Source organism: Marinomonas spartinae, from assembly GCF_900089775.1.
GTDB lineage: Bacteria > Pseudomonadota > Gammaproteobacteria > Pseudomonadales > Marinomonadaceae > Marinomonas > Marinomonas spartinae.
Genome location: NZ_FLOB01000002.1, coordinates 61,508 through 84,611, shown reverse-complemented (window position 1 = coordinate 84,611; position 23,104 = coordinate 61,508). Strand labels below are relative to the sequence as shown.

Genomic DNA, 23,104 nt, shown 5'->3' with positions numbered 1-23,104 from the left:
AGAACACACTGTAAAATACAGGGAGGATAGAGTCTACTGGCATTCATTTAATTGCTGATTCTCTGTACAATGACAATCAACTCATTAATTTAGAAAAGGAAGTCTTTGTGAAGAAGCTACTTGGTATACTCGTTATTGTGCTTGCCGCTGTGTGTATTATTTCTCCCAAAATCATTGCGGGTCAATATCAGAAACAGCTAGAAAGCTTTATTGCCTACCTAAATCAATCAGCAGGTTATCATGCTAAAATCGAATCAATGGATAACTCCTGGTTTGGTTCAAAAGCCAATATTTCGGTGGAGCTTGATCCGTCAACGATTGATCCTAATAGTCCAATCGGCCTCATCAAAGCTAATATCGTTCTCGAAACACACTATGGCCCGCTATTATTCAATAAACAAAGTCTTATCGGACTGTATTCAACACAGGCCAGCATCCCAGCCGACAAAGCACGCGACACCTTGGTTTGGGATGATAACAAGCCCTTATATCAGCTTAATATAACCCGAGGTTTAACAGGTAATTTAACCATGACGGATGCCATTCCAAGCTTTACCGACAAGGCAAAAACCTTGTCGTTTAGCGGGTATTCTGGGTCAGGCGAGAATAAAAACAACACCTTTCACTATCAAGGTGCACTAAAAAATATCAATATTGATGACCAACAACCGGCATCGTTAAAAGACCTTTCCGTTAAATTATCAATGGACACCAGTGTTGACCTGAATAATGGCGGTTTGCGTGACAGCGACATGACATTGAAAGTCGGAGACATCCAAGTAGCATCAAAGATGGCGATAAAAGGTCTCTCTATTAACACCCACTCAGATCTGGATAAGAAAACACAGCTAGGTGACATAAAAATCAGCTATGGCGCAAACTCGCTTAGTCTCCCTTCGGTTCAAGTAAGTAATCTTTCGCTTGTTACGGAACTCAAAAACTTAAACAACGCTGTCTTAACCAAAATCTACAAAGAACTTAATAACGCTCCAGACAGAACGGATCCTACAAACCAAAAAACCATAGCGGTTTTACAAGACAACCTTAGCCCATTTTTAGCCAGCAAGCCTGAATTTAATATTTCTGATTTCAGTGGTACCCTGCCCGAAGGCAGTTTTAAATCTAGCCTAACCAGTAAACTTGCCGATGTTAATGATCCTAAGTTAGTGGACCTATTTAACCCACAATTTTGGAAGTATTACACCATTGCTAAAGCAAATATTCTGGTTGATGCACCGCTTGCCGATAAACTAGCGCAACAATTTGTCGCCAAGCAAGCGCAAATGCCAGCACAGTCACCACAAGTCAAACAACAAGCACAGATGATAATAGGGAATTTCGTACAACAAGGTTTGATCAAAAAAGAGAAAGATCAGTATAGAACAGAGATATCCATTAAAGGTGGACAGGCTAACATCTTCGATATACCGCTACCGATGTAATACAGTAAGCAGCTCAATAAAAAATGCCACCCAAAAAAATGAGTGGCATTTTTTTATAAAAGGCAAAATGCATTTCGCCTTTCAATCAAATTCAACTTTACAAAAAAAAGAGCAAGCCTTGAAAAGACTTGCTCTTTTTTAAAATAAAATTCGCTAGATATTATAGCGCAGTAATATTTTCTGCTTGTGGGCCTTTAGGGCCAGTCGTCACAATGAATTCTACTTTTTGGCCTTCAGCCAAGGTTTTGAAACCAGAGCTGACAATAGCGCTAAAATGTGCGAACACATCTGGGCCAGACTCTTGCTCGATAAAACCAAAGCCTTTTGTTTCATTGAACCACTTAACAGTACCTTGAATAGGGGTAGACATAATAATCACCTGATATATTAGTAATAGCCATATATGATGGCTGGAAATGCAAAAAATAGACTGTTACTTAAAAACTTTCAGGACGAGAATTATGAATAAAACTACGTAGATCAGAGTTAATAATTAGAGACTTCTTTCTAGCTGGAGAGTGCATAGTATAGACATATAGAAAGAATAGCCACCTTTATTCCTCTTATTTTGTAATCTTATGTTCTGTTGATCCAATTTTATTTTAGAATAACCCGTGCATTTATAGGCTGTACCGGACGATTATTGGGCGCGCCAACAGTACGTTCAAATGTCTCTAACTGAGCTTTGGATGCGGTTATATAATGTTTCATGACTAACCAAGCAACACCTTCAGAGCAAGGGGGCGTCGTCAAGGAACCATTGAATCGATAATAGGTTTTGTCTTTGGGTAACAACCCCATCGCATTCACACTTTGCGATAAGTGTTTTTCTTGTAGCATCTTCTTTGGCATCTCCCGCCAAATTTTTTCCAACGTAGAATTGGCTGTTCCCTGCTTAAACATAACGGCTACAACCGCAAGATTCCCCTCTTTATCGGCGTGAACAAGATGCGCTTCCATTGGGTAGGAATTGCCCTCTATGGTATTTTCACTCGGCGCATGAAAATGAAATTGCCTTAATTCATAGTGATGCCCCTCCAGCTTCAATACGCTGCCCTTTTGATAGGTTACTTGAATCGTATGACCATTATTAATCACATCCTTACCACCATACCGATAGGAAAAAGATAAAGGCGACAACTTAGCCTCAATCATCTTAGTTAAATTAATAGGCGATTGATTTTTCCCTTGCGAACAGATTGAAAAATCACCTGATAAGGCACTCCAATGATCTGGTCCTTGCTGACCTTCATAGCTCCAATGAGCTTGTTCGGATGCTAATAAAGCCGGTGATGTGATGCCTGATAACAGCACAAGAAAAAGTCCCTTTTTAAACATGGTAAAACTTCCCTATCGTTATAAATACCGTTTTTTAGTACGTGAAAATTAAAGCGGTGAATTAATAACATCATTTTAGGGGATGGGGCAAACTAAATCTAAACCACTGTTCCTAAACTAATATATCGCTCTTTAGTTTTATGACAGCCGCTCATTTCTCAACTGCCGTGTAATCTCATAAGTGGCAATGGAACACGCTGATGCAACATTCATTGAGGAATTCACACCAAACATGGGAATATGCACAGTGATGTCTGATAAGGCAAGAATCTCATCTTTGATTCCATAATTTTCAGATCCTAATACCAAGCACACTTTATCAGTTGGGAGCATATTCAAAGCAGCTAAATCTATGCTTTCTGAGGTAATCTCAAGACTAACGATTTTATAACCCAATGATTTTAGAGATTCTATAATCGTGACGGGATCAGACGAATATTCATATGGTACATACTTTTCGGTGGAGCGAGATGTTTTTTTGATCTTTGCATTAGGAGGCACCACCGTACTTCCTGTAAGAAATATCTTCTCCACCCCCAGAGCATCTGCCACTCTAAAAAAACTACCGACGTTCATCGGCACATCTATATCATGGGCTAAAAAACAGACAGGGTATCTTGTTTGGGTTGATTGATGAGCTTCATGGCTCAATTGTATATTACTCATACAACGCTCGATGATAAAAAAGGGACGGATTTACTAGTTCAGCACCAGATTATTATACTTAGCCGATCACTTTCACAAGTAAACTAATCCCTTAACAGGTAAGCAACATCAAGTGATTCTGGTTAAAGAACCGTTGAAAAGCCTTCGAACTTTGGTGGCCCAAGATATAGACCTCTAGATGACGTGGCATTTGCATGAGCCTTACGAAAGGCCTCAGATTTAGTCCAGTCGCGGAACGCCTGCTCATTTTCCCAAATAGTATGAGAAGCAAACAGAGTGAACTCTTCATTGGTTTCACCCTGTAATAAATTAAATGAATCAAAGCCAGGTACGTCTTTTAAGTGAGTATCTCGGCTACGCCAAATATTGATAAATTCCTCTTCACGTCCTACAGCAATACGGAAACGGTTCATTGCTACGTACATAGTGATTCTCCTGCAACATAATGCATTCTATAAAGTAATCAGTCTTACCAAGGTTATAATTAACAAAATGACCTGCCACCTGACAAGGCCATCCAGCCAAAAGTCCAATTCATTACCCATTAGGGAAGGTGTTAATAAGTCCTCTTGACTCAGCATGGAGATAAAAGCCTGCTATTTGCGGCAAGCATCGAATGTGAATAGTGAACCTATTGACGAGATGCTTAACAAAGAATACGAAACATAAAAGAGCACTTATGGTCTTTCTATTATCCGCATTATTTGTTCTGATTTGAGTACACGGTTTAAAAACGTGTATCAGAACAAGAGACTTTTGCACGACTACTGCGCTTGCCAATACTTTGTTAAAAACAGACTCAAAATGCTCATTTATAGCTATAAAATCCGCTTTCTCGTCTGTTTTTGCCGCGCCTTGGCGTCGCTCGTGACATCGCGCAAAGGTCTCAACAAATAGCAATAAATAAATGACAAACAGGTGAAACACTCTCTCAACTGTATACATAAGGACAGCCAAATGTACAAACGACAGACACCGCAACGATTGTTACTGCTTTCATCACTCTTTCTTAGTCAGAGCCTCTTTGCCTCTGGTCAAGTGACCGATGCCGTTGCTCCAGAGCAAACGAGTGCCATCTCTGAAAAAAAACTGGTCACAGCTCAACACGAGATGGTAGCAACCGCCAACCCTATCGCCACTCAAGTAGGTTACGATGTGCTCAAATCAGGAGGCTCTGCTATTGATGCACTGGTCGCCGTGCAAATGACATTGGGCCTTGTAGAACCTCAGTCTTCTGGTTTAGGTGGTGGCGCTTTCGCCGTTTACTACGATGCAAAAAACAAACAGCTCACCACCTTTGATGGGCGCGAAACCGCCCCCATGAAAGCCACTCCAGAACTGTTTCAAGACAACAATGGCAAGCCGCTCAAATTCTATGATGCGGTTGTCGGAGGGCGCTCTGTTGGGACTCCTGGCACCATTAAATTGATGGCTGAATTGCACAAACGCTATGGTCGAAAACCTTGGTCGGACCTATTAAAACCAGCAGAAAAAATAGCCCTCGATGGCTTTATCGTTTCGCCTCGACTCGCCCACTCTGTTGAAAGCAACAAAGCGCATCTATCTCGCTACCCAGAAACCAAAGCGTACTTTTTCAGCTTGGATAACAGCCCCATCCAAGCGGGACAACGCCTGAAAAATTTGGCCTATGCCAGAACCTTAAGTGAATTGGCCATGCATGGCCCTGATATTTTTTATCATGGGAAAATTGGCAAGGACATCGTTCGGCAGGTCAACCATGTGGTGGATAATCCAGGGGTTCTGTCCGAAGCGGACCTGGCTAACTACCAAGTCAAACAAAGAAAGCCCGTGTGTCTGCCCTATAAACAATATGATATATGCGGCATGGGGCCACCCAGCTCAGGTGGCTTAACCGTTGGACAAATCATGGGCATCACCGAACAATTTAATCTTGCTAAGATGGGTCCCAACTCACCCGAAGCTTGGCAAATTATAGGCGATGCATCGCGTTTAGCGTTTGCGGATCGAGGTCGATACATGGCCGATACCGATTATGTGCCTATGCCACAGGGCTTATTAGATCCGAGCTATTTAAAGGCCCGAGCCCAACTTATCCCCCCCGGCAAAGCACTTGCTCATGTTGCAGCGGGAGAACCTGAATGGCGTCATCCGTTCAAACAGGCAGACGATATCGCTATTGAATTTCCCAGTACCAGTCATATTGTCATTATCGACAAAGATGGCAACGCCGTTTCCATCACCACCACCATTGAAAGTGCTTTTGGCTCGAAGCTAATGGTCGATGGCTTTTTGCTCAACAATGAGCTAACAGACTTTTCTTTTAAGTCTTACGAAAATGGTTACCCAATCGCCAATCGATTAGAACCGGGTAAACGTCCACGCTCTTCTATGTCACCAACCATCGTTATGAAAGAGGGTAAACCTTACTTACTGATTGGCTCACCAGGCGGCTCAAGTATCATTGGTTATGTGGTCAAAACGTTGATTGCTAATCTGGAGTGGGGGATGAATATTCAGCAAGCCATTTCTCTGCCCAACGCCATTAATCGTTTTGGTACTTTTGAACTAGAGAAAGGCACAAAAGCAGAAGCCCTAAAAGAACCATTAGAAAAAATGGGGTATAAAGTCGCCATAAAAGATTTGAATTCAGGAGCGCAAGGTATTGAAATCCAATCGGGGAAGCTCTACGGCGGAGCCGACCCAAGGCGTGAAGGATTGGTTTTGGGAGACTGATGAAGCCCCATCTTCCCTTATTTACATCCTCCCTATGATTACAAACCACCATCATAGGGGGGATAACCCCTAAGTAAGATCAACGGCTTTCCAGTGCTCCAACAATATATTGATAAATAAATCAGCGGCAGGTGATACAGAAGTAGAGCTACGCTTTACCAACCCAATTGAGCGATCAATTTTCTGCCCTTTGAGCGGCCTAAATGTCAGTGCTGATGCAGAGCTTAACGGCATGGCTAATTTCGGTACAATGGAGATGCCTAATCCCATTTCCACTAACCCCAATGAGGTTGAAAGGTGCTGAACCTCATAAAAACTGTTCAATTTCACCTGATCTCTGGCTAATGATTTATCCAATAAAATACGATTACCGCTAGCTCGCCCAACACTAATTAATTTATAGGACTCCATATCAGCCCAAGACACTTCATCCAATTCGCATAATGGGTGATCTTTCCTCAGACAAACCACAAAAGGGTCATCTAGAAGTGGTGTAAAAACTACCTCCGGGTGCTGTGCAATAGCCATATTAATGCCAAAGTCGGCATCCCCTCGAATAACGGATTCCAGCCCCTGATTGGCACTTTCGTCTAAAATTTGAATTCGAATACCAGGATAACGTTCATTAAAAACATTAATAACACTGGGCAAAAAGTAAAACGCTGCGGTTGGAATGCAGGCAATAACAACCTTACCTTTTTGCTGGGACGCCATGTCTTTAATGCCCAAAATGGACATTTCGAACTCTTCCACCATCCTTCTGGCTTTGGGTAAGAACTCTCTACCAACCGATGTTAACCAAGTTTTTCTGGTGGTTCTTTCGAACAATTGTGCTCCAAGTAAAGACTCTAATTTTTGCATTCTACGGCTTAATGCAGGCTGCGACAGAAAGGTTAATTCTGCTGCATCATGAAAGTTTCCCGTCTCCGCAATCCGAATAAAAATAACCAAATCTTTGAACTCTATTTGATGCATGACCCCACCACTGATAACAATTTTGCATCATTTATAACTTATTTTTGCATTTGATGCACCAATCCTCATTATGAGATCTTAGCGCCAGTACCAATAACAATAAGGTTTTTATAATGTCACAAACCATATCCTGCATGATTATGCGTGGTGGCACCTCTCGAGGCCCATACCTAAAAATTTCTGATCTACCTAAAGAGAGAGATGCCTGTGCGGATGTTCTTTTGAAAATAATGGGATCTGGTCACGAACTTCAAATAGATGGCATTGGCGGAGGCAATAGCTTAACAAGCAAGGTTGCCATGGTAGGACCCTCAACTCATCCAGAAGCGGATGTGGATTACCTATTTGCTCAAGTGGGCATACTCGAGAAGAAAGTAGACTTCGCACCAAACTGTGGAAACATGTTAGCGGGCGTCGCGCCCTATGCAATTGAAACAGGACTGTTTCCGGCCTCAAACGATAAAACAACCGTACGCATTCATAACCTCAATACCGGCAAGATTATACACGCTACGGTATCGACGCCTAATGGTAAAGTTAAATATTCTGGAAACACCATCATTGCTGGCACTAACTCGCCAGGAGAACCCATCCATTTAACCTTTATCGATGTTGAAGGTGCTAAAACAGGAAAATTACTACCAACGGGGAATAAAATAGATGTCATTGACTCGGTCCCAGTTACCTGTATCGATGCCGCCACCCCTGTTGTTTTGATTAAAGCTTCTGACCTTAAAAAAACAGGTTATGAGTCCCCATCGGAGTTTGATAACGATGTGGAGTTCATGAGCCGATTAGAAAATATTCGTCTTCAAGCGGGTCGATTAATGGGCTTAGGCGATGTCTCTAATTCTGTAATCCCTAAACCTATTTTGCTGTCACCCGCTGTGCACGGTGGCACTATTTCAGCGCGCTATTTCGTACCAAATAAATGCCATAAAGCGCTAGCTGTCACAGGCAGCATCGCCATTACAACCGCCTGCTGCACACTCGGTACCATCGCATCAGAACTGATCAATAATGACAGTGACGATTCTTCTTTTGTTCTTGAGCACCCATCAGGAACAATAGAGCTGAGTGTCACACGCAAAGCTGATGACAGCTCTGTCATCGAAAGTGTGTCGCTCATACGAACCGCTAAACGAATATTAAATGGCACCATTTATCTCGATTAGCACACTTAATGATCTCAACGACTACAATAAAAGCTCTATAAAAACAAAAAAGGATAAAACCATGAAAAAGCACTTGAAGCTCTTATGCGCCTCAACCTTGATCTTTGGTAGCTTGCTAACAACAGCAGCGAAAGCAGAGACAGCCGATATTCCCTCAACGATTAATTGGACCATACCCTTTGGTGTTGGCGGTGGTACAGACGTTTGGGCACGCTTTATCGCTCCCTATTTAACAAAGTATATTCCCACTCACCCAACGGTTGTCATTAAAAACCAGCCTGGTGGTGGCTCTATTACTGGTACTAACTTATTTTATAAGCGTGCTAGAAGCGATGGCTCGGATATTTTAGGGACCTCGGCATCAACACTTTTTCCGTTCATGCTGGGTGATAAACGCGTCCGCTACAACTTCGATAAATGGATGCCATTAATGGCGAGTCCAACAGGTGGCGTAGTCTATGTCCAGCCTAACCTTGGCGTTAAGTCCGCTGCCGATATCGATAAGCTAAACGGTGTCACACTCCCTTTCGGATCCCAAGGTCCAACTCGACTTGAGTTGCCTGTACTAATGGCTTTTGAAATGCTTGGTCTTGACGTCAAGCCAGTATTCGGTATGAAGAGCCGTGGCGCGGGTCGTCTAGCCTTCGAACGTGGTGAAGCAAAAATAGACTTTCAGACTACTTCGGCTTATATCAACTCGGTAGAAGACTTGGTTAAAAACCACAAAGCGATTCCGTTATTCTCTTTAGGGGTGATGAACGAAGATGGGAAGATAGTACGCGATCCAGCCTTTCCAAATTTACCTACATTCCAAGAGGTCTATTTCCAGAAGTATGGCAAGAAACCATCTGGTAATGAATATACCGCTTACTCTAAGTTCCTAGCGGCAGGCTTTGCTTTCCAAAAAGTGATCTTTATTCCCGCAAATACGCCAAGCGACATTATTCATGCGTACCAAAAAGGGATTAAAGAAATGCTGAAAGATCCTCAGTTCATTAAAGACTCTATAGTGCAAATTGGTCCCTATAAAAATATTGTGGGAGTCAATGTCGCTCAACATCTTCAAGAAGCCACCAAAATTTCTCCTGAGCTATACGCTTGGGTAGCCAAATGGCTAAAACAGAAATTTGATTATTCACTCTAATCCATAGCTGTCATTAGGAGTTATTCATGGCCGTGCTTCTTAGTGCCTTAGACCAAATTTTATCGTTTACGCACTTTATCTATTTATTAGGTGGGGTCTTAGTTGGTCTTGTGGTAGGTATTATTCCAGGACTCGGTGGTATTGCTGGTATGTCCTTACTGTTGCCATTCATATACGGAATGGAACCATCTGTTGGCTTAGGGATGCTAATGGGACTGGTTGCAGTGATACCTACCGGTGATACGTTCACCTCCGTTTTAATGGGAATTCCTGGATCGAGTTCTTCCCAAGCAACGGTCATGGATGGCTTCCCTCTTGCGAAAAAGGGACAAGCAGCGCGAGCGTTATCCGCTGCTTTTATGTGTTCGATGATAGGCGGTGTAGTAGGTGCTATCGTTCTTAGTGTGTTCATTCTAGTCGCACGACCGATTGTACTGTCTTTTTCATCTGCCGAATTATTTATGCTGACCTTATTGGGTTTAAGTGTGGTGGCTGCATTATCTGGCGGCAACATTTTTAAAGGGTTGGCGGCTTGTGGACTAGGTTTATTGGTTGGTTCTGTTGGTTCAGCCCCCGCTACAGGCGATTTTAGATTTACGCTTGGCATCGACTATCTTTACGATGGTATTCCTTTGGTCGTCGTCGGTTTAGGTATTTTTGCCTTACCAGAAATCATTAGCCTACTTGTTCAAAATAAAGCGATTGCGTCCACTCCCAATAAATTGGGACATGGCCTAAAGCAAGGGATAAAAGACGTTTTTCAAAATCTTCCTCTTGTAGGCAAATCGTCTATTTTTGGCAGTCTTGTTGGGGCTATTCCAGGCTTAGGCGGCTCAGTTGTCGATTGGATGACTTACAGCTTTGCCATGAATTCAAGCAAAGACAGCTCGCAATTTGGTAAAGGTGAGATCAAAGGGGTGATCGCACCTGAATCAGCCAATAATGCCTGTGCTTCTGGTAGTATGATTCCAACGCTATTATTTGGTATACCTGGCTCGGGTTCGGCGGCGGTATTTCTAGGTGGTATGTTATTGCTTGGTTTACAGCCAGGCGTCTCTATGATTACCACTCATCTAGACCTAACCTACACCATCATTTGGTCTTTAGCTTTAGCGAACATTTTGGGCGCAATTTTTTGTATTTGTTTTACACGTCCAATTTCACTGCTGACTTACGTTAAATTCTCAATACTTGCTCCCATCATTTTAACACTTATTCTGTTTGCTGCTTATCAAGCAACTCGCAGTCTAGGCGACTTCATCGTCCTTGGCGTCATTGCGACTATAGGTGTCTTGATGAAGGATGCGGGATGGCCACGTCCAGCATTTTTAATTGGCTTTGTATTGTCATCTGGTGCGGAGAATTACTTTTTCCAAAGCATTCAGTTCTATGGTTACTCTTGGTTTGAACGTCCTGGCGTAATTATCATTGCTTTGTTGATCATACTGGGCTTTGTTCTTCCTCCTATTCTTAAAAGCAGAAGAAAAGCACAAAAAGACGAGGGTCAAGTCACAGAAAAAGAGTTGCCAATCACCTCTATTACCGATCTGGTACTGATTCTGCTAATTACTGGTGCAGGCACATATGCTTTATTTAACATATGGGACATGTCCACGTTAACTAAGGCATTTCCTCTGATTGCTATTGCAATCGTGCTGTTCTCTTGCATAGCATTGCTGATACAACGCTATAAAGTAAAACATCGCAAAGTGGTCACCAATATTAGGCTAGAGGCTTGCTATATTGTTGGTTTCTTTGTCATTGCGTGTGGGTACTACTATTTAGGTTTTATCTCCACTACGTTTGTTTTCTCATTGCTATTTTTGTCTTATTTGGCAAAAGCATCATGGACTAAGTCGTTTATTATCGCTTTTTGCTTAGTAATTTTCTTATTAGTTATGCGTCATATCATGCACATCGACTATCCAGAAGGTTTTTTAGATCCCTATATTTTAACGCCAGTCGATAAAATATTTTAAAACACATTGGTGAGGTTGCCCCCCGCCTCCTCACCTTTTTTATTAACACCAGAATAATAAAAGGTTACAGATATGTCTGATACATCCAGTAATACACCTTTCAAAAAGTCCTATATTATAATCACTATAGCATTGGCACTATCAGGCTTATCGGAGTTAGCCTCTTTATTTTTTATTCAACCTCTTCTGCCGACACTATCAAAGCTGTATCACATTCCTACTGACCATATTAGTGAGATTCTATCGGTTGAAACGGCTATGCTGGCAATAGGTCTATTAGTCACCGGAAGCTTGTCAGATCGCTTTGGAAGAAAAAGACTCATTGTCACGGCACTCTTTTCCGGTGCGGTTATCACCTGTCTATGCTCTATGATCCACTCTTGGGATCTTCTTGTTGCCATGATGGGATTGCTTGGACTAACGTTAAGCGGTATTGCCGCTGCGGCAACAGCTTATATTAGTGAAGAGGTTCCCTCTGCTGTGGCCAGTATTGTCACAGGCTATTTTGTCTTTGGTAACTCAATGGGTGGAATGTCTGGCAGGGTATTTGCCAGCCAAATGATTGCACACACACAACTTCACAATATTTTCTTAGGTTTTGCATCACTGCTATTTGCTATTTCATGCTTAGTGCTATTTTTACTTCCTTCTTCTAAAAACTTTAACCCGACACACAACCTAAAATTAAAAAATATTGTGAGCGGCATGGGCTTTCATTTAAGGAATAAAAAAATCCTACCTGTCTATTTTATTGGCTTTATTATCTTTGGGGTCTTTACATCACTTTATAGTTTTTTAACCTTCCATGTTACTCAATCGCCACTAAATTTATCTCGTTCTGACGCAGGCCTTATCTCTATCTGTTTTGCCTTAAGTGTTATAAGCGCCCCACAAGCGGGAAGACTGTCCAATAAATTAGGTAGCTGCCCTGTTTATATTGGCCTATTCATTACAATGATTGTTGGTATTGTATTATCACTATCAAACAGTATATACACCGTTTTAGCAGGCGTTATCATCTTTACCTGCTGCTTCTTTGGGTGTCATTCTATTAGCTTAAGATGGGTAAACAAGCATGCAGAAAAAGATAGAGGCCAAGCGACCTCGATTTATCTATTTTTCTATTATATTGGTGGCTCTATTGTGGGTTATATCAATGGCTATATTTACTCAGATTTAGGTTGGAAAGGCCTTGTTATCTTTGTCGCAGCACTGCTTTTAGTCGCGATAATCATTGCTGGCTACCTAAGACACATTCCATCGGAACAGGCAGAAGCCGCTGCTGCTTCTTAACGTATTGGCCTATTACTTATAAATATCTTTATCTAGGCCGTATTTGCGCATTTTGTCGTAGAGTGTTTTACGGGGTAAACCAAGGGCATCCATGGTGTCCTTGATAGACCCTTTCTGGCGTAGTAGCTCTTGTTCTAGGAGCGTTTTTTCAAAACGCTCCATTTGCTCCGGTAACGTCATCACCCCAGGATTATTTTCATTAATAATGATCTGATCAAACTCAAAAGACCCCGCTTCCCCCATCAAGACATAGCGTTCTGCAAGGTTACGAAGTTCCCGTACATTGCCAGGCCAATCATAACTTAACAGGCTGTGCATCCGCGCTGCGGATAGCGGTTCAGACTCTCGCTTATATTGAGCAATAGCCACCAATGAAAAATGCTGCCAAAGCAAAGGAATATCATCCTTTCGATCACGCAGTGGAGGAATATCCACACGGACAACATTAAGTCGGTAGTATAAATCTTCTCGGAAGGTACCACTTTCACTTAAGTGTTTTAAGTCTACTTTGGTGGCCGCTAAAATACGTAAGTCCAAGTCAATCCCTGTGTTGGATCCCAAACGCTCTAAACGGCGCTCTTCCAAAACTCGTAATAAACGAATCTGCATAGACATGGGCATGCTTTCAATTTCGTCTAAAAACAAGGTGCCGCCATTGGCATGTTCCAGCTTACCTATACGCTGAGTTTTCGCATCGGTGAACGCGCCCTTTTCATGGCCAAATAATTCGGATTCCATAATTGAATCTGGCACTGCCCCACAGTTAATTGCCACAAAGGCTTTACCGCGACGCAAACTGTGCTCGTGAATAAAACGCGCCACCAGCTCTTTCCCAGTCCCTGTTTCGCCTTGAATCAAGATATCAGCCCCCGTATCGGCGACTTGGAGTAAGACCTGACGTAAACGATGAATGCCTGGAGTATTGCCAACAATACGCGGACCGGGTGCATTTTGAGCGACTAACTCTAAGCGTAATTGGCGGTTTTCGATGGTTAAACGGCGCTTTTCGGTGGCACGATGAACCACCTCTAAAAAATCCGTATTGGAGAAGGGTTTTGCGATAAAATCATAAGCACCATCACGGATTGCATTAACGGCCATACTAATATCGCCATGGCCTGTTATAAGAATAAAAGGAATCTCTTTATCAATCTTTTTAACGGCTTCAAACAGTTCTAAACCACTCATTCCCGGTAAGTTAATATCGCTTACAATAATACCAGGCCAGTCAATTGACAGCTGATCAAGTACCCCTTGCGCACTGGCAAACGCATTAACTTCAAAGTCTTCCAACTCTAATGTTTGCGAAATAGCCATGCGAACGGATTTTTCATCGTCGATCAATATCACTTGATTGCCATCTGTCATTGCGTTTCCTTTGTTATTTTATTTTTGCTATTTATTCATTGTTGAGGTCATGACCCCTAACTCAGCGTCGACTGAAAACGTGTTAGCGTAACACAAAACTCAGCCCCTCCAGAGTCCAAGTTCTGGGCTTGAATTTGCCCATTCATTGCCTCAACTATACGCTGGCTAATGGACAAACCAAGCCCCAACCCCACCCCTGATGCCTTAGAAGTAAAAAATGGTTCAAACAAATGCTTTTGTGCGTCTTCACTAAGCCCTTTACCAGTATCTTGGATGGCGATCAGCACCTTATCAGCGCTTTCTTGTATGACAACACAAACCTGTTTATCAACACTGGCGGATTCCTGAATGGAATCAGCAGCATTCGCCAGTAAGTTAACCAACACTTGCTCTAAAAAGACGGTATCACCCACGACCATTAAGCCTTTGTCTTCGGGTAACTCAATGGCAATGTCTGCACCTTTATACCGTGATTCCATAATACGCACTGCAGCGAGCATCGCCTCATGAACAGGAATCGGCCCTTGTTGTATGTCTCCCTTTCGCGCGAATACTTTAAAGCGGGCGATGATATCTCCCATATGACGACCCAGCTGGCTGATTTGCTCCAAGTTGGCTTTCGCTTGGGGGTATTTATTACGCTCTAAAAAAGTCAAACCGTTTTCTGCAAACGCTCGAATGGCCGTTAATGGCTGATTCAGCTCATGATTGAGTCCCGCACTTAATTGCCCCAGCACTGCCAATTTCGCCGTCTGAATCAGCTCCCGCTGCGTGCCTTCATGCTCTTCGATTTCATGGCGAAGGCGGCTGTTTGCCTCTTCCAGCTCTGATGTTCTCTCCTTCACCCGAGCTTCCAAGGCATTTCTCGCATGAGTGATTTCTTGTTCATAACGCTTACGTTCTGTCATGTCGTGGAAAGTCACCAAAAAACTACGACGGTTAGGGAGTTGCATTTCACATAAAGTCATCTCTACAGGAATACTCTGCAACACCGTCTTATCGTTTTCTAAATAACACAAAGTTCCCTCTTGCGTGAGTACCTTAACCCCCATAGATTCAACGCTTTCTGTGTTTTGCTCATAATCTTGCTGATTGTCGATAGGCTGAAATAAGACACTAAGCGGCTGACCTACTAGTGGAGCCAATGATTGTCCTAGCAATCTCTCAATAGCAGGGTTAAAGGACTCTATTTGATAACTGTCATCTAGAGTCACTAAGCCTGCTTGTGTATTCTGAATAACTTCACGGATATAAGCTTGATTATGGCGGGCCATTTCATTGGCATCGGAACGTTCTCGCAGCATACGAGTGCGCAGCATAGCTAAGCCAAATAGCAAAGCCGTAATAATCACTCCACCGACAAAAATAGCTCGCCATAGAGCGATGTCTTCATTAATGGTTTTTAGCGGCGCAAAAATCGCAACGCGAAAATTCAATAACCGAATCGGACGACTCATCTGTAAATAAGCATGTCGCTCTAGCTGCACCTTACCATTCGGTAACGTCATTTCTTCTAACACATCAACAATGGTAGATTTACTATCGAAGGGTTTACTGTAAGCAATGGCAAGCTTTTTAATGTCTTTATCTTTATAGCGCTGGCTCTCGGCGATACGCTGTAGTTCTTGGTGAGATAACTCCCCAAGTAAATGATACAACCAATCAGGATGGGAACTACTAAAGACGATCCCATCGGGGTCGATTAGCAAAAATTCATAACTTTGATTATTAAAGCGTTTTTCAAACTGTGTTAGATCCACTTTAACGACTGCTACACCAATAATCTTGTCACCACTGTAGACAGGATAAGAAAAGTAATAACCACGACGATTCGATGTGGTACCAAGCGCATAATAACGCCCCGCCTTGCCAGACATGGCCTCTTTAAAATAAGGCCTAAACGCAAAGTTTTTGCCAACAAAACTGGTTTTCTTTTGATAGTTAGAAGCCGCAATGGTCAAGCCATGAGTGTTAATAATATAGCTGTCTGAGGCCTCCGTGATGAGATTGATTTGCTTGAGCTCTCGATTAAGCTGCTCAATATCCTTATCGGTTTCATGAAGTAACGCCTGTTTGACCCTATCATTAGACGCCAGCAACGTTGGCATGTGTTGATACTTTACAATCGCATTTTCTAATACACTGGCCAGCTGATTTAACTGATCGGATACCTCATAACGTAGTGTTTTGATTTGCTGATGACGAAGTGCATCGCCGCCTTTTAAGATCGCCCACACAACAAGCAATAAAGCCAATAAATACAGCCAAATAAGCCGCTTTGGCGCGCCGCCAAAAAGACCATTTTTGAGACGCGTACGAAACATTAGATGACGATCTTTCAAACAGATGTCCTATTCTTCTTATTTGATATCAATTCAGTATTAATGCCTAATCTATCCGCCAAATAGCAATAAACGCTCGCCATTTAGCACTCAAGTAAGCCCATACGCTCGTTAAGTCCCTCATCCCCTCCTATTTTCAAGCACGGCGATGAGCAAAAGGAATAACCTGTTCAATGTGTTGCTGTCCCGTCAGCAGCATAAGCAAACGGTCTACTCCTAAGGCGACACCGGCACACTCAGGCATACCAGCCTCCAATGCCGAAATCAAGCGTTCATCAAACTGCCGATCAGCTAATCCCATGTGTTTGCGTGCCTGTTTATCTTCAGCAAACCGTTTGGCCTGCTCCTTTGGGTCCGTCAATTCATGATAACCATTCGCCAACTCCATACCTTGCCAATAGAGTTCAAAGCGCGCAGCAACTTCTTGCCCTTGCTCATTCAGATGTGTGGTCGCCAATGCGGCCTGACTTGCTGGATAACTGTGAATAAAACATGGCTGATGTTTCCCGATAGCAGGTTCCACCACAGACGCAAACACTAACTCCAGCAAGGTATCTCGATCCGTTTCTTGCAAGCCGTATTCGGTCTGTTGATGGGCATACTCCTGTAATGCGCTTAATTCACACGACAATGGATCAAGCCCCGTGTGACGCAAGAAAGCCGCTTGATAACTCAGGCGTTCACAGTCAAGCACCTCGCCTTTCAATTGGGCCTCTTCTGGTAAACCAACCACCTTGATGATGGTCTTTAATAACGCTTGGATTTCATCCATTAGTTGCCAATGATCCAAGCCCACTCGATACCATTCCAACATAGTAAATTCAATGCTATGACGACGGCCTATTTCTTCAGCGCGAAACACTTTGCCAAGCTGGTAAATCGAACCAGAACCCGCACATAACAAACGCTTCATAGCAAACTCAGGAGACGTTTGTAAATAATAGACCAGATTTTGTCCTTGCGTTCTAGCCTCACAGGTCAACACTTCAATATGAGGGTCGGTCATGCTGGCAAGGGACAAACTCTGAGTGTCCACCTCCATCACTTCTCGTGCTTCAAAAAAGGTACGAATACATTGCAATAAGCGGGCGCGCTTTCTTAATGTTTCAAGGTTAGCACTGGGCTGCCAAAGGGCAGAATCATACATAACAAATACTCAGAAAAATAAAAGACATCATAACAAACCTAACAAAGAAATAACGCGGATATAACCTCCTCCACATCACCATACTCGCCGATACAACTAATCACTTAATGGGTTCCATAAAAGTTTCAACCCCTCCATCCCAAAAAGACAGTAAATACACCATCAAACAGGCGTTTCAATTTGAAATAAGTACCACGAATTTTAGGATTAGAGAACAGCAATGCGTAACCAAAAACCACTATGGCACTTTGTAACCCTAATAGTAAAATCAAAGGCAGAAGTGCCAAAATATGGCTATTTTTTGGGCTAGCCAAAGCCTAAACGCCATCAGCCAAATTGACATTGAGCGAGGGTTTAGCTTTCATCTGTCCGATAAAGAGACCTAATAATATGAAGCCAGCTGCCATCACTTCATTGAAGGACACCACCTCACCGTAAAACCAATAGCCACCTAATATACCAAATACAGGTACAAGCAAGGTCATCGGAGCCACGCTCGACATAGAATAGGTCATCATCATTTTATTCCAAAACCAATACCCTAGTAAGGTCGTTGGATAGGCTTGAAATACAATAGAAAACAGGGCCCATCCATTGAACCGTTCAGGTAAAAGCGTGACGGCTTGCACACCATGGCTCAACATCGCTAATACCAATAAAGGCAGTGGCGCAAACATCATGGCCCAAACATTAAAAGCAAAAACCGATTGAGTATTGGCACGTTTCACAATCAAGCCATTGACACTCCAAAAGACGGATGCCACGAGAACAAGAATAACGCCTTGCACCGTCACTGATCCCCCTTTAGAAAGCATAATCAAGAGTAACCCAAACAGTGCTAAGCCTGCTCCACATAGCTTATGGCGTGTAATCGTTTCATTCAAACACAACCAGCCCACCAGCAAACTGCTCACCACACTCATATCCAACAACAATGATGCCATTCCTACCGACAAACCTGCATAAATGGAGAGAGTGGTCATGCCCCAAACACCAACACCAAAGCTCACCCCATAGCCAAACAAATAGCGCCATTTCACCTCAGGCCGCTTGATAAAGAAAATCACGGGGAAAACCGCAAAAGTGAAACGCAGTGCCGTGAGTACCAATGGGTCAATCTCGTTGGTACCCAGCTTAATCACACTGAAATTGAATCCCCACAGTGCCATCAAAGCGACCAATAAAAATACATTTTTTAATTTCATTCTTCTCTCCGGTTCACCAAATAATGGGAATCAGTATTGGAGAAAGAAAGGGAAGAGAACAGATTCAATTTTTAATAAAAATAAGAGTACAATCTTAAGACAGCTTGCTAATCGGTATTCTCGACCATGACACTCTACGAAACACTGGCTCAACAATTTATTGCCGACATTCGCTCGCAAAAGCTTCCCATAGGGAGCCGTTTGCCTGCCCTTCGTGTCTTGGCCAAACAGCACCAAATCAGTATGACCACAGCGACAAAAACCTATGAGTATTTGCAACAAGCAGGCTACATTTTTTCTCAACCTCAATCGGGATATTTTGTCGCCAGTCAATGGCAGGATGTCGCTTTTCCTGCCCCTAATCTGATTGACAAACAACGTCGTGACCCAAAGCAATTCGCGCCTGACAAAGGCTACAGCCCAACGGTTGCTTTTTTTAACCCCCTTGGTACTTGTCGGGTTTCATCTGAGTTACAACCTCTCGCCGAATTACAACGCTGTATCAAACGAGTCACCAGACGGTCAGAAAGCCGCCTCTTTCAATACCCTGAAAAACAAGGCGATAGCCGATTACGACATGCCCTTGCTCAGCATTTCCTTCAAGATCACTTCCCTTTTTCACCAAATGATTGTGTGATTACTCACGGTTGTATTGATAGCATTCGCATTGCTATTGAAAGTCTCACCAAAACTGGGGATACCATTGCTATCAGCTCTCCATGTTTTAGTGGTTTGCTTGATTTATTAGCGGCGTTATCCAGAAACATTATTGAAATTCCCTATACTAGCCAAGGGATGGATTTAGCATTGCTCGAGAAGGTAATGAAACAGGGGGAGGTTCAAGCCTCGCTATTTAGCACCACCCATATAAACCCAACAGGTCAGAGCTTACCTGTCGAACAAAAACAAGCTTTAGTGACACTCGCGACTAAGTACCAGATTCCCATGATAGAAGACGATGTGTATTTTGAACTATCTCATCAAAAACACCTTCCACTGCCCGCTAAGTATTGGGACAAAGAAGGTTATGTGGTTTGGTGTGGCTCGGTCTCAAAAACATTAGCCGCAGGATTAAGACTTGGCTGGAGCTTACCTGGGCGCTACCTCACTCGATATCTACAACACTCGTCACATACTTGCTTTGGGGTAAATAGCTTAATGCAAGCCTGTCTTGCAGAATTTATGTCAACCGGTGAATACCGTTCGCATGTGAATAAAATTCGTCTCACATTGCATCATCAAGTTCATGCTTATCGACAATATTTGATTGAGCATTTGCCTGCCGACTCATTGGTTAGCCTACCCGATGGAGGCCTCGTTTTATGGGTCAAAATTCCTAATGTAAATACTCAAAAACTGGAACAAGAAGCCCAGACATTGCATATTGATATTCGTAGCGGTGCCTGTTTTAGCACCCACGATGCCTACCACGATTGCTTTCGTATTAACTGTGGTTGGTCACTGGGCAAAAAGGAAGCAGACAATACCGCCCTTCAGCAATTGAGCCGATTATGTGAACTCATCAATGATCACAAGAGCCGTCAATAAACAATCTGTATAGAATTTACATCCATCTCTTTGATCTATTGACAATATTATCTATAGTGAGCACTAGTCTTTTTGAATTGGAAGCTCATAATGGTGAAACGTAAAACAAAAAGCTTTATTGCTCTTATCGTCTTGATTGCAATTATCGGCGTAGCGATTTTGCAGTTTTCTGGACTAAAAGATTTTGATTTAAGCGACGCAAACGTCACAAAGATCTCATTTGCTTCCAGCAATAATACCTTGCAAGGCTCTTTAGTCCTGCCTAAAAATGTCACCGCTCCTCCTATTGCTCTAATCGTCCATGGCGATGGTGCACAGACACGTTTTGAGAACTCCAACTATTTGCCTTTAGTGAACAGTTTATTAAAGGATGGGATTGGCGTGTTTAGTTGGGACAAACCTGGAGTAGGCCAAAGTACTGGTGCTTGGCTTCAACAATCTATGTCTGATCGAAGTGATGAAGTAAGAGCAGCATACAACAAGATACATTCTCTGCCCGCCTTAAAAAATAGTCCGATTGGCTTTTTGGGGTTTTCGCAGGCGGGCTGGGTCTTGCCGATTACTGATAACGAAATAAAGCCTGCTTTTACTGTCATCGTAGGCGGAGCCGTCAGTTGGCGCCACCAAGGAGCCTATTACACTAAGCGTCAGTTAGAGGATCAAGGCCTCAGCCCCGAGCAAGTCTCTCAAAAAGTGGCGGCGAACCTAAAAAACAACGATGAGACATTTGGCAACCCCAATACTGCCACCCCTGGCATGCGCCCTAAAATGAACCCGGATCGCTTTGATTTTGTCGTCCGCAATTACAATAGTGATGCCAGCCCTTATCTTGGTTCGATGCAAGGACCTGTCTTAGCACTTTGGGGAGCAGACGATAAAAATGTCGATCCACTTTATAATCAGGCAATCTACAAGCAAAAACTTCATCCGGATCAAGAACAAGTCACCGCAATTATCAAACATGCCACCCATGGTTTATTAAAAGCGCAGTGGTTTAATTATCAACTGCCCTCAGAATGGCCTCTCTGGCGCAAAGGGCTGTTTATTTTAATGGGGCGTGATGCTTATGCACCACGCGCTTTGGATACCATTGGAATGTGGATAAACAAAGTGACGCACCAACAAGCAAACTAATTAACGCTAGTAAATGGCTTCGCAACCGTTTTGCGGTATCGAACCTTCCTTGACCCAAGATGCCAAGGTATGAATGGCTTCTTTGTTGTCTGGCGTTAAACCATAGCCATAGTTGATTCGAAAGCTTAGATCATTGCTTCTTTCAATGACAGTGCCTATTTTGGCACTGTCTATGTCAACCAAAGAAAAAAGATAGCCAGGCACAATGCTAATCCGCTCAGCATACGCTTTTTCGAATAACACTCTAGTAGATGGGCTTCCCTCTTTTAATGTGACCCATAAGACATAACCACCTTGTGGTTGTGATACTTGTGTACCCACTGGAAATGCCTTGAGGATTTCTTCCCTCATAACCTGACAATAACCTTTTAAAAGAGCACGTAACTTTCTCATGTGCACATCATAGCCACCATTTTTTATAAACTCAGCGATGGCGGCTTGCGGGAATTCGGCGGTGACTTTTGAAGAGGTGCGTTTCAAATTATAAACCGCATCTTGCCAACCCGCGCAAGCTAGCCAGCCGATTCGCAGTCCTGGAGATAGCGTCTTAGTAAAGCTACTGCACAAAATCACCTGATCGTTAAATGCCCGTAATGGTCTTGGCCGAGTATTGCCAAAATAGATATCACCATAGACATCATCTTCAATAATGGTGACTTGCTTTTCTACCATCAAATTGACTAACGCTTGTTTGTCACTATCAGACAATAAACAACCATCAGGATTATTAAAATTAGCGGTATAGACCATGACTTTGATTTTATGACGATCAATCGTCTCCTCTAGTTGAAGCGTATTTAACGTCATATTGGAGCTTGCAATTTCAATGACTTCTAACCCTAAATCTTTGAGTAATTGCAGCAACAAAAAGTAGGTAGGCGATTGAATTAAGACCTTGTCACCAGGCGACGTAGACGCTTTCAAGGCGAGCGATAGGGATTCCAACCCGCCATTGGTCACCAGAATTTCGTCCTCCACAAGAGAGCAGCCATAGTCCATGGCACGACGTACAATCTGTTGAATCAACGCAGGCAATCCATGTCCACCCAAATGAGAACCTAATAAACTAGGATTCTTATAGATTAACTGGCGCATAATTTGGCTAAACCGTTTCACCGGATAAAGTTCTAGGTGCCCATCTGCTAATCCCAAACTGGTAATCTGGTTACGACCAATTAGCGAAAGATGTCGGCTTCTTGTATCTAAACTAGGCACTGGCGAGTTAATGGTGGACTTTTGTTTAGCCAATGACGGGAAGAGATTATTAGATAAGGGATGACGTACTTTGACGAAAAACCCCGAACGAGGTTTTGCTTCAACGACGCCTTCATTTTCTAATAAACGCAAAGCATTTAAAGCCGTTAAATGGCTAACATTATGCAAGCTTGCGATTCGCCTAACCGAGGGTAATTTCATCGCTTCAGTTAACCGACCTTGCTGAATATCGGTTCTAATATGCGTTGCAATTCGTTGATATAATGCTTCGTCCACCATACGTTTTTTCCTCTACTTTCCATCTGTTATACAACAGATAGAAAGTGTCTGTATATAACAATTCGCGCTCAATAGAGTAAATTAAGAAACAGAAAAACCTAGTGTTAAAACAAGCATTTCATCATTCAGACCATTAATC

At 42.8% G+C, this 23,104-nt stretch carries 18 protein-coding genes; 8 read left to right on the top strand and 10 right to left on the bottom strand.

The annotated features are described in order from the left end of the window. Positions 1 to 107: 107 nt before the first annotated feature. The gene (locus MSP8886_RS04510; protein ID WP_067013203.1) at positions 108 to 1,442 is read left to right on the top strand and encodes a YdgA family protein; all 1,335 of its coding nucleotides are present in this window, start codon (positions 108 to 110) and stop codon (positions 1,440 to 1,442) included. Between the two features lie 160 nt (positions 1,443 to 1,602). On the opposite strand, the gene MSP8886_RS04505 is transcribed toward MSP8886_RS04510, so the two are convergent. The 4 genes from MSP8886_RS04505 to hmuQ all read right to left on the bottom strand — a co-directional run bounded on the left by MSP8886_RS04505 (position 1,603) and on the right by hmuQ (position 3,871). Beyond that, entirely contained in the window at positions 1,603 to 1,812 is a 210-nt protein-coding gene (locus MSP8886_RS04505; protein ID WP_067013201.1) for a cold-shock protein, read from the bottom strand. Positions 1,813 to 2,039: 227 nt separating this feature from the next. Next, a complete protein-coding gene (locus MSP8886_RS04500; RefSeq protein ID WP_067013198.1) occupies positions 2,040 to 2,780 on the bottom strand; it encodes a carbonic anhydrase in 741 nt (246 codons plus the stop codon). A 138-nt stretch (positions 2,781 to 2,918) separates the two neighbouring features. Next, positions 2,919 to 3,446 carry a TrmH family RNA methyltransferase gene (locus MSP8886_RS04495; protein WP_083200822.1) on the bottom strand — a complete coding sequence of 176 codons (528 nt, stop codon included), beginning with the start codon at positions 3,444 to 3,446 and terminating at the stop codon, positions 2,919 to 2,921. A 122-nt stretch (positions 3,447 to 3,568) separates the two neighbouring features. Then, positions 3,569 to 3,871, bottom strand: coding sequence for a heme-degrading protein HmuQ (gene hmuQ, locus MSP8886_RS04490; RefSeq protein ID WP_067013197.1), 303 nt, complete (start codon positions 3,869 to 3,871; stop codon positions 3,569 to 3,571). A gap of 532 nt (positions 3,872 to 4,403) precedes the next feature. On the opposite strand from hmuQ, the gene ggt reads away from it, so the two are divergent. Continuing rightward, complete coding sequence (gene ggt, locus MSP8886_RS04480) at positions 4,404 to 6,161, top strand: gamma-glutamyltransferase (protein ID WP_067013193.1); 1,758 nt, start codon at positions 4,404 to 4,406, stop codon at positions 6,159 to 6,161. Between the two features lie 69 nt (positions 6,162 to 6,230). On the opposite strand, the gene MSP8886_RS04475 is transcribed toward ggt, so the two are convergent. Beyond that, positions 6,231 to 7,136, bottom strand: coding sequence for a LysR family transcriptional regulator (locus MSP8886_RS04475; RefSeq protein ID WP_067013191.1), 906 nt, complete (start codon positions 7,134 to 7,136; stop codon positions 6,231 to 6,233). Between the two features lie 113 nt (positions 7,137 to 7,249). On the opposite strand from MSP8886_RS04475, the gene MSP8886_RS04470 reads away from it, so the two are divergent. The 4 genes from MSP8886_RS04470 to MSP8886_RS04455 all read left to right on the top strand — a co-directional run bounded on the left by MSP8886_RS04470 (position 7,250) and on the right by MSP8886_RS04455 (position 12,727). Next, positions 7,250 to 8,311, top strand: a complete 1,062-nt coding sequence (locus tag MSP8886_RS04470; protein ID WP_067013189.1) for a 4-oxalomesaconate tautomerase — start codon at positions 7,250 to 7,252, stop codon at positions 8,309 to 8,311. A 61-nt stretch (positions 8,312 to 8,372) separates the two neighbouring features. Continuing rightward, entirely contained in the window at positions 8,373 to 9,455 is a 1,083-nt protein-coding gene (locus MSP8886_RS04465) for a Bug family tripartite tricarboxylate transporter substrate binding protein (RefSeq protein WP_067014436.1), read from the top strand. Positions 9,456 to 9,481: 26 nt separating this feature from the next. Beyond that, a complete protein-coding gene (locus MSP8886_RS04460; protein ID WP_067013187.1) occupies positions 9,482 to 11,434 on the top strand; it encodes a tripartite tricarboxylate transporter permease in 1,953 nt (650 codons plus the stop codon). 72 nt (positions 11,435 to 11,506) lie between these two features. Beyond that, a complete protein-coding gene (locus tag MSP8886_RS04455; protein ID WP_067013185.1) occupies positions 11,507 to 12,727 on the top strand; it encodes an MFS transporter in 1,221 nt (406 codons plus the stop codon). Between the two features lie 12 nt (positions 12,728 to 12,739). Here MSP8886_RS04455 and MSP8886_RS04450 read toward each other — a convergent pair whose 3' ends face one another. The 4 genes from MSP8886_RS04450 to MSP8886_RS04430 form a co-directional block, all read right to left on the bottom strand. Next, the gene (locus MSP8886_RS04450; protein WP_067013183.1) at positions 12,740 to 14,095 is read right to left on the bottom strand and encodes a sigma-54-dependent transcriptional regulator; all 1,356 of its coding nucleotides are present in this window, start codon (positions 14,093 to 14,095) and stop codon (positions 12,740 to 12,742) included. Between the two features lie 56 nt (positions 14,096 to 14,151). Beyond that, the gene (locus MSP8886_RS04445) at positions 14,152 to 16,437 is read right to left on the bottom strand and encodes an ATP-binding protein (protein ID WP_245659029.1); all 2,286 of its coding nucleotides are present in this window, start codon (positions 16,435 to 16,437) and stop codon (positions 14,152 to 14,154) included. A 136-nt stretch (positions 16,438 to 16,573) separates the two neighbouring features. Beyond that, entirely contained in the window at positions 16,574 to 17,584 is a 1,011-nt protein-coding gene (gene epmA, locus MSP8886_RS04440; protein ID WP_067013177.1) for an EF-P lysine aminoacylase EpmA, read from the bottom strand. Between the two features lie 317 nt (positions 17,585 to 17,901). After that, positions 17,902 to 18,789, bottom strand: coding sequence for an EamA family transporter (locus tag MSP8886_RS04430; protein WP_067013174.1), 888 nt, complete (start codon positions 18,787 to 18,789; stop codon positions 17,902 to 17,904). A gap of 126 nt (positions 18,790 to 18,915) precedes the next feature. Here MSP8886_RS04430 and MSP8886_RS04425 point away from each other — a divergent pair, with 126 nt between their 5' ends. Both MSP8886_RS04425 and MSP8886_RS04420 read left to right on the top strand, forming a co-directional pair. Further along, a complete protein-coding gene (locus tag MSP8886_RS04425) occupies positions 18,916 to 20,337 on the top strand; it encodes an aminotransferase-like domain-containing protein (RefSeq protein ID WP_067013172.1) in 1,422 nt (473 codons plus the stop codon). Positions 20,338 to 20,427: 90 nt separating this feature from the next. Further along, on the top strand, positions 20,428 to 21,471 hold the full coding sequence (locus MSP8886_RS04420) for an alpha/beta hydrolase family protein (protein ID WP_083200821.1): 1,044 nt from the start codon (positions 20,428 to 20,430) through the stop codon (positions 21,469 to 21,471). A 6-nt stretch (positions 21,472 to 21,477) separates the two neighbouring features. Here MSP8886_RS04420 and MSP8886_RS04415 read toward each other — a convergent pair whose 3' ends face one another. Next, entirely contained in the window at positions 21,478 to 22,965 is a 1,488-nt protein-coding gene (locus MSP8886_RS04415; protein ID WP_067013169.1) for an aminotransferase-like domain-containing protein, read from the bottom strand. Positions 22,966 to 23,104: the final 139 nt, after the last annotated feature.

What these genes read in the sequence shown, in the direction of transcription:
- MSP8886_RS04495 (WP_083200822.1), bottom strand. Translation starts at nt 3,446, where the DNA reads ATGAGTAATATACAATTGAGCCATGAAGCTCATCAATCAACCCAAACA.
- MSP8886_RS04465 (WP_067014436.1), top strand. Translation starts at nt 8,373, where the DNA reads ATGAAAAAGCACTTGAAGCTCTTATGCGCCTCAACCTTGATCTTTGGT.
- MSP8886_RS04460 (WP_067013187.1), top strand. Translation starts at nt 9,482, where the DNA reads ATGGCCGTGCTTCTTAGTGCCTTAGACCAAATTTTATCGTTTACGCAC.
- MSP8886_RS04505 (WP_067013201.1), bottom strand. Translation starts at nt 1,812, where the DNA reads ATGTCTACCCCTATTCAAGGTACTGTTAAGTGGTTCAATGAAACAAAA.
- MSP8886_RS04500 (WP_067013198.1), bottom strand. Translation starts at nt 2,780, where the DNA reads ATGTTTAAAAAGGGACTTTTTCTTGTGCTGTTATCAGGCATCACATCA.
- MSP8886_RS04470 (WP_067013189.1), top strand. Translation starts at nt 7,250, where the DNA reads ATGTCACAAACCATATCCTGCATGATTATGCGTGGTGGCACCTCTCGA.
- MSP8886_RS04420 (WP_083200821.1), top strand. Translation starts at nt 20,428, where the DNA reads ATGGTGAAACGTAAAACAAAAAGCTTTATTGCTCTTATCGTCTTGATT.
- MSP8886_RS04475 (WP_067013191.1), bottom strand. Translation starts at nt 7,136, where the DNA reads ATGCATCAAATAGAGTTCAAAGATTTGGTTATTTTTATTCGGATTGCG.
- MSP8886_RS04425 (WP_067013172.1), top strand. Translation starts at nt 18,916, where the DNA reads ATGACACTCTACGAAACACTGGCTCAACAATTTATTGCCGACATTCGC.
- ggt (WP_067013193.1), top strand. Translation starts at nt 4,404, where the DNA reads ATGTACAAACGACAGACACCGCAACGATTGTTACTGCTTTCATCACTC.
- MSP8886_RS04430 (WP_067013174.1), bottom strand. Translation starts at nt 18,789, where the DNA reads ATGAAATTAAAAAATGTATTTTTATTGGTCGCTTTGATGGCACTGTGG.
- MSP8886_RS04455 (WP_067013185.1), top strand. Translation starts at nt 11,507, where the DNA reads ATGTCTGATACATCCAGTAATACACCTTTCAAAAAGTCCTATATTATA.
- hmuQ (WP_067013197.1), bottom strand. Translation starts at nt 3,871, where the DNA reads ATGTACGTAGCAATGAACCGTTTCCGTATTGCTGTAGGACGTGAAGAG.
- MSP8886_RS04450 (WP_067013183.1), bottom strand. Translation starts at nt 14,095, where the DNA reads ATGACAGATGGCAATCAAGTGATATTGATCGACGATGAAAAATCCGTT.
- epmA (WP_067013177.1), bottom strand. Translation starts at nt 17,584, where the DNA reads ATGTATGATTCTGCCCTTTGGCAGCCCAGTGCTAACCTTGAAACATTA.
- MSP8886_RS04415 (WP_067013169.1), bottom strand. Translation starts at nt 22,965, where the DNA reads ATGGTGGACGAAGCATTATATCAACGAATTGCAACGCATATTAGAACC.